Source organism: Streptomyces sp. NPDC060198 (genome assembly GCF_042728415.1).
Lineage (GTDB): Bacteria > Actinomycetota > Actinomycetes > Streptomycetales > Streptomycetaceae > Streptomyces.
Genome location: NZ_JBHWZJ010000399.1, coordinates 1 through 6,044, shown reverse-complemented (window position 1 = coordinate 6,044; position 6,044 = coordinate 1). Strand labels below are relative to the sequence as shown.

Here is a 6,044-nt window from a genome sequence, read left to right as displayed (position 1 = left end):
CGTCACGCCTGCCGGTGAGGTGCGGCGGGTCGCCGACCGGCTCGGCGCGGGCAGACCGTGAAAATCCGGCGAGAATCTCGGCGTCGACTGTCAGGACGGCCGGATGTACGCGGGGCTGCCCGCCTTCCGCCGTCCGGATCAGTCCCGCCCGAAGACCTTCCGGCTCGACCCCAGCCGCAGGAACACCGTCTCGCCCGTTGCGTCCGCGAGGCCGTCGTTGTCGGTGACGGCGTAGACCTGCCCGTCCGCGCCCACGGTCAGCCCTTCGAGCTTCTCCTGGGTCCAGCCGCCCGTGGCCCGGAGTTCAGGCAGCACGTCCTTGGCGAGGGTCTTGGGCAGGACCGGCAACGCACCGGCGGGAGCAGCGGACTTGGGCAGGTCGATGGTGTGGATCTGCTTGATCACGGCGGCGGGGCCGCTGAGCTTGTCGCGCTCGATCAGCGCCAACTTGTCCCCGACCACCGTGATTTCGGAGAGGCCGATCCAGTCGCCCGGGGTGGTCGTGGTGCCGATCCGGTATCCGTACCAGCTCCAGGTTGCGGCCTGTACGTCGTACCTGCCGAGGCGGACGACTCCGGTGGGGTCGCCCTTGACCTCGCGTTGCAGGGTGGCCCAGACGACCTCGTGGCCCAGGCGGTCGGTGGTCGCGGTGACGCCTTCGAAGCCCTGCTTCGTCAGCCCCGCGGCGATGTCGGCCGGGAGCGGGACGGTCTGACGGGTGGTTCCGTCGCGGTCGAGGCGTACCAGTTGGTTGCCGGCGCCCGTGGCGCCCTCCACCGCGAGCCAGAACCCGCCCTGGGGGCGGGCGTAGATGCCCTCGGCGTCGTAGCCGACCGGCTTGCCCGTCGCATCCTTGACGGGGAGGGCGCGGGTGATGACCGCGGGCCGACGGGCCGTGTCGATGGTCATGATCCGGGTGAGGGAGTACGCCGCGTCGGTCACGGTGTACAGCTCGTGCGGCTTGCCGGGGGCGGCCGACAGGGCGCCGAGCGCTCCCCAGCCGATGGGCGCGCCCGTGGAGTCGGAGGCGGAGAAGATGCTCGGGAACGCCGGTGTCCCCGCGCCCAGCCGGAAGAGGCTGACGGAGGCCCGTACGTTGACCGAGGCGTCGTCCTCCTCACTGGAGACCGCGAGGAGGTCCCGGGACGGGATCGGCAGCAGGCCCTCGGGGCCGTTGGTGGTGGGCAGGATCTGCCGGAAGACGGGGGCGGTCGGCTCGGTCAGGTCGTAGACGGCGACGAAGTTGCTCCGCTCCGAGCCCACGAAGGCGTAACGGACCCCGTGGTAGGTGGCGACCGCCACGCCCTCGGGCTCGGTGCCCTTCTTCGCGGAGCGGTCCTCGTCATGGAGGCCGTAGCGGACGGCGAGCCGCTCGAAGGTGTTGCCCGCGTCCCACGCGACCTTCCCGGTACGGCTGTCGAAGACGGACCAGCCGCGGGTGCCGCCCTTCCAGTCGCCTTCGTTGGCGGTCGCCAGGTAGCGGTCGTCGACCCAGCCGACGGCGTCGGGCTCGCGCGGCACGTCGGTGATCGATCCGGTCTGGTCGATCACGCCGTCCTTGACGGTGTCGATGCCGGTGACCGTGTCCGTACCGGCGCTGAAGGCCTTGGTGATCCGTCCGGTCGGCAGGTCGATCAGCGCGATGCCGTTGTTCTCCTGGAGGGTGACCGCGAGTTGGTCGCGGCCGTTGACGGAGACGTACTCCGGCTCCGGGTCGGTGGGCTCGGCGATGCCGGCGGCGGCCAGCACCGGGAGTGCGCTGCCGTCGAGGCGGGTGAACGGCACCGCGCGGGTGCGCCACCGCTGCGGCGAGCCGCCCTTGAGGTCCACGATCTGCACGAACCCGGCCGGGGCCTGCGGGAGGTCGCCCTCCTCGCCGCCGGGCGGGGTCGCTTCCTCGTCGCGCTCGTTCTCGATCGCGACGGCGGCGTACCGCCCGTCCTCGGTGATCGCGATGGAGTCCGGCTGGCCGCCCAGGTCGAAGCTGGTGACCCGGTGGCGGTCGCGCAGCGAGATGACGTCGAGGCGTCCGGACGGCTGGGTGAAGGAGGCACTGGTGTTGACCACGACGAGTACGTACGGGCCGACCACGGCGACGGAGGTCGGTTCGTCCTCGGCGTCGCCGAGTGCGGCCAGGGACAGCGTGCCGAGTCCACGCGGCTTGTTGGGGTCGCTGATGTCGAGGAAGCCGATACGGCGGGCGAGCGCGTCGGTGTGGACGAGGGTCCGGCCGTCCTCGCTCGTCGCGGAGATCTCGGCGACGGTGGCCGTGGCCGGGTCCTCGCCCGCGGGCCGGTTCTGGAAGACCGGGTACGTCGCCGCGCGCTGGAAGGCGAGCGGCGCTGCGGGCTTCTGGTGCGCGCTCGCCGCGCCCGTGCCGGCCAGCAGGCCACCGGCCACGACCAGGGCGCCGAGTGCGGCGTACGTTCTCTTCGGTGCCATCTGTCCTCCGTTGCGCGACGGTGCACGGCGATCCACTGCTGCCGGACGGCCGCGATGGTCCCAGCTCCGGGCGAGCGGAAGGCGGCGGACGAGTGAACTCCGCGGAAAGGCCGGGCCCCGGCCGCGCGCGGGCGGAGCCGGGTCAGCGCAGGGCCCGGTGTACGAGCGGTCCGGCCCGAACGTCGACTCCGCTCCCGGCAAGCGGGGTGGGCGTGGACCTTCGGGCCGGACAGCGGCGCCCCTTACGAGCGGGGTCGCTCCGAGCGGGTCACCGGGCAGTTCACCAAGGCGCGGGCGCCGGGGGCGCGACGACGGGCGGGCGGTCGTCGCAGGTGAGGGTGTTCGGCAGTTGCCAGGCGCCGAACCACGGGCCGGTGGTGCCGCCGCCGTCGTTGCCGCCGAGGTCGTCGAGGGCGAACTCCGAACCCGTGGCAGGGAAGTTGAACGATCCGCAGTTGTTGATGCCGACCGCGCCGACGTTGCGGGCGTCCACGTTCTCGAAGGACGCCGAACCGGCGGCCCGGGCGCTGACCACCGAGGTGCCTGTGCCGTCGACCCGTACGTCCTTGAAGTGCACGCCGCTGATCTTGTACGTGTCCTTCACCGGCCAGTCGGCGACCAGCATGACCGCGTTGTAGGTGCTGTCGAGATATCTGTCGCCGGTGACCCGGACGTCCGCGTCGATGTTCCGCTCCAGGGCGTAGAACCAGATGGCGCCGAGTCCGATGTTCCAGTTCAGCTCGTACGTACCGGCGCGGACGGTGGTGTTGCCGGTGAAGCGGAGGTACCCGGTGAACGGTTCGGCGCCGAAGCGGGAGCCCACGTGCAGGGCGCTGCCCTCGCGGACGGGGTCGGCGACCAGGTTGTGGGAGACCGTGGTGTCCGAACCTCCGTAGATCGCGATGCCGTTGGCGAGGACCGGGGACTGCACGGTGTTGTGGTCGACGGTGTTGCGGGCGTCGCTCGTCTTCTCCGACCACAGGGCGAGGGCGTCGTCGCCGGAGTTGCGCACGAAGTTGTTCCGTACGGCCGAGTCCGTGACACCGGTATGGAAGTTGATGCCGTCGGCGATCTGGTCGGTGATGACGTTGCCGGTGATCCGCAGGTTCGACATGGGGCCGTCGAACCACATGCCGACCTTGGTGTGGTGGACGTAGAGCCCCTCGATCAGGGAGTCGGTGAGCGACCCGCCGACGCCGTTCACCTGGTCGGTGTCGATGCGCTCGCGTACGTCGCCCTCGATGGCGAAGCCGGAGAGGCGGACGTGGTGGCTGCCGCCGTCGGCGGCGTCCTTGCCGTAGAACCCGACCCCGGTGTGCACGGAGCCGTCGTCGGCCGGTGTGGACAGGGTGACTTGGCGCCCCTTGATGATCGTGTACCAGCTTCCGGCACCCTCGATCGTGACGTCGTCCACGATGATGTGCCGGTCGACCTGGTACGTGCCCGGCGGGATGTAGACGGTGAGGTGGGCGCGCCGGGCGAAGGCGATGGCGCGGTCGATCGCGCCGGCCGAGTCCTTCCGGCCGGTCGGGTCGGCGCCGAAGGCGAGCACGTTCGCCGCGAGCGGCACCACGCGCGGCAGCGCCACCAGCTGCGAGTCGAGGACGTCGACGGTCGTCGCCACCGCCCCGGCGCGCTCGGGTACGGACAGCCGGACGGTGTCCCCCGCCCGGTACGTCCGGCCCAGCTTGAGGCGCTGCTCGTCGTAGAAGTGGCTGGGCCGGAACGGCTTGCCGATCGCCGGGGCGGGGCTGGTGGCGGCGGGTACGCACCCGCACTCCGTGATCCACCAGTCCTCGTGCAGCAGACCGGCGTTCGGGTCGTTGGAGAACGGATACTGGTTGTAGAGCCAGGAGTACTGGGACGTCAGCGTGAGGGTCTTCCGCGTCGTCGGGAGGGCCGCTCCCCGTCCCCGCCCTGCCGGGGCCGCCGTCACGTCGAGCGGTGCGGTGATGCCGCCGCCGTCCGGCGCGTCGGGGATGCTGTACCGCACGGTGATCGCGTTGGCCGCACTCGGCAGCGTGAACTCGACGTACTGGCCCGGCTGAAGAGTCACCGCCCGCCGCCCGGACGCCTCCGCGGGGAGGGCGTAGGCGCTCCGGTCGGGCCCGATGACCTTCCCGTCGGTGACCGCGTTCTCCGCCTCCTGCTCGACGAACCCGAGGTCCGCACCCGCCCCCGCGACCAGCGCCGGGTCCAGGCCGGCCCGGGTCACCACGGGTGGGGCCGCATCGCCCGTACGCGAGGTGGCGGCGTCCGTACGGGCGGCGGTGTCCGCCTGGGCCGTCGCACCGCCGCCGAGCCCGAGGCAGATCCCCGCCGCGGCGACGACGGCCGCCACGGTTCTCCGCCCCGTCCTCGCCGTACCGCTCCCCTTACCGCTCCGTGCCATTCGTGCCATCCCCAGCTCGATTCTCGTGTCGGGCGCGAACCGCCCTGGACGTTCGAGGCGGAGCGGGCGTCGTGAGGTGAGGCGACAGTAAGGACCTCACGCGGGCGGCCACAAGGCTCGTGCGAGAGGTTTTCCCGTGCTTTCTCATCAAACAAGCGAGGCTCTATAGATTTTTTGCAGCAGCTCGCTCGTTCGTTGCAGGTGAGCAGGGCGGGCCGAGGGCGGGGGCGGAACCCGGCGGGAGAAGCGCGGGAGGCGACGGAGACACGGAGACATGCGGACCACCTGTTGACGCCCGGTTAACTTAGGCTAACCTTCCTTTGTGGCGAAAACTCCCAGGCTCATGCCGAAGCATCCCGTTCTGTTCCGCGGCGAAGTGGTCCGCAGCGAGCGTTTCTCCCCGTCGATGCAGCGGGTGACGATCACCGGTGCCAACCTCGGGGACTTCCCCTGGCTGGGATACGACCACTGGTTCCGCCTCTTCCTGCGCCGGCCGCACCAGGAGGAGTTCGTCATGCCGGAGCTCGCCGGCGCGAAGCGCTGGTGGGACCCTTACTTCGCCCTTCCCGAGGACGTACGGCCGCACTGCGCCAACTACACGGTGGCCGACTTCCGCCCCGAGGCGGCCGAGATGGACATCGACTTCGTCGTGCACTTCGGCCCGGAGGGCGAGCCCGAGGGCGGCGCGGCGATCTGGGCGTGCGCGGCCCGCCCGGGCGACCCGGTCGCCCTGCTGGACCAGGGCCGCATCTTCGACCACCCGGACGACGCCACCGAGGTGCTCGTGGTCGCCGACGAGAGCGGGCTGCCGTCGACGGCCGGCATCCTCCGCTCGCTCCCGCGCGACACGGTGGGCAGGGTCATCCAGGAGGTCCCGCTCGCCGAGGACCGCCGCCCGCTCGACGCGCCGCCCGGCGTCCTGGTGACCTGGGTCGTCCGCGACGACGCGACCGCGGTGCCCGGCGCCGCCGCCCTGGAGGAACTCCGCCGCCACGACACCGTGGACGCGGCCGGGTACGCCTTCGTCGTCGGCGAATCCACCCTCGCCACCGAGGGCCGCCGCCACCTCGTCCGCGCGGGCCTCCCGAAGGACCGGATCACCTTCTCCGGCTTCTGGAAGAGCGAGAAGTCGGAGCGGGTCGCGCGCGTCGCCTGATCGACGAGCGGAGATTCGAGGAACGGACACAGCGGGAGCGGGCCACGCGAGGAT

The 6,044-nt window shown here is 71.5% G+C and carries 3 protein-coding genes; 1 reads left to right on the top strand and 2 read right to left on the bottom strand.

What is annotated here, in order from left to right; genetic code table 11:
* Positions 1-138: 138 nt before the first annotated feature.
* Both ACFWEP_RS30230 and ACFWEP_RS30225 read right to left on the bottom strand, forming a co-directional pair.
* Positions 139-2,442 carry an esterase-like activity of phytase family protein gene (locus tag ACFWEP_RS30230; protein WP_387374800.1) on the bottom strand — a complete coding sequence of 768 codons (2,304 nt, stop codon included), beginning with the start codon at positions 2,440-2,442 and terminating at the stop codon, positions 139-141.
* A 280-nt stretch (positions 2,443-2,722) separates the two neighbouring features.
* Entirely contained in the window at positions 2,723-4,834 is a 2,112-nt protein-coding gene (locus ACFWEP_RS30225; protein ID WP_387374798.1) for a glycosyl hydrolase family 28-related protein, read from the bottom strand.
* Positions 4,835-5,156: 322 nt separating this feature from the next.
* On the opposite strand from ACFWEP_RS30225, the gene ACFWEP_RS30220 reads away from it, so the two are divergent.
* A complete protein-coding gene (locus ACFWEP_RS30220) occupies positions 5,157-5,990 on the top strand; it encodes a siderophore-interacting protein (protein WP_387374796.1) in 834 nt (277 codons plus the stop codon).
* The last annotated feature ends 54 nt before the right edge of the window (positions 5,991-6,044 follow it).